The 244-nt window shown below is 74.2% G+C and carries 1 protein-coding gene; it reads left to right on the top strand.

Going from position 1 to position 244, the window contains the following annotated elements:
• Positions 1-244, top strand: a 244-nt coding sequence (locus tag SB719_RS22095; protein WP_412160023.1) for a TSUP family transporter, incomplete at both ends; no start/stop codon positions are given.

Genomic DNA, 244 nt, shown 5'->3' with positions numbered 1-244 from the left:
CTGCTCGGCATCGGCGGCGGCATGGTGCTGGTCACGGCGCTGGTGTTCCTGCTGCCGTTGTACGGCGTGCCCGCGGACGCGGCGATGCACGCGGCACTGGCGACCTCGCTGGCCAGCATCGTGCTGACCAGTGCCGCATCGACGCGCGCGCACCACGTCCGCGGCGGTGTGCTGTGGCCGACGGTCGCGTGGCTCGTGCCCGGTGCGCTGCTCGGCGGCTGGCTCGGCAGTCGGGTCGCCATCC

This window comes from Pantoea sp. SIMBA_079 (genome assembly GCF_046940275.1).
GTDB classification, from domain to species: Bacteria; Pseudomonadota; Gammaproteobacteria; order Enterobacterales; family Enterobacteriaceae; genus Pantoea; species Pantoea borealis.
The sequence above is the reverse complement of the archived record's forward strand: the minus strand, read 5'-3'. Positions and strand labels throughout refer to the sequence as shown.